The sequence below is a fragment of the Domibacillus indicus genome (assembly GCF_023715895.1).
GTDB lineage: Bacteria > Bacillota > Bacilli > Bacillales > Domibacillaceae > Domibacillus > Domibacillus indicus_A.
Genome location: NZ_JAMBOO010000117.1, coordinates 1 through 281 on the forward strand (window position 1 = coordinate 1; position 281 = coordinate 281).

The 281-nt window shown below is 54.8% G+C and carries 1 tRNA gene and 1 rRNA gene; both read right to left on the reverse strand.

Annotated features, from left to right (window positions below):
• Nucleotides 1–44: 44 nt before the first annotated feature.
• Nucleotides 45–118: transfer RNA gene (locus M3221_RS25890), tRNA-Met, on the reverse strand.
• Nucleotides 119–154: 36 nt separating this feature from the next.
• A 5S ribosomal RNA gene (rrf, locus tag M3221_RS25895) occupies nt 155–270 on the reverse strand.
• Nucleotides 271–281 lie beyond the last annotated feature (11 nt).

The window sequence follows — 281 nt, forward strand, 5'->3', positions numbered from 1 at the left end:
GTGACAGGCAGGCATTCTAACCAACTGAACTACCGGACCAACGATTGCGGGGGCAGGATTTGAACCTGCGACCTTCGGGTTATGAGCCCGACGAGCTACCGGGCTGCTCCACCCCGCGACGATAAAAAGAAATATATAATTTTAATCCTTCACAGCCAGGCGGCGTCCTGCTCTCACAGGGGGAAACCCCCAACTACCATCGGCGCTGAAGAGCTTAACGGCCGTGTTCGGGATGGGAACGGGTGTGACCTCTTCGCTATTGCCACCTGACTATGAAGTTT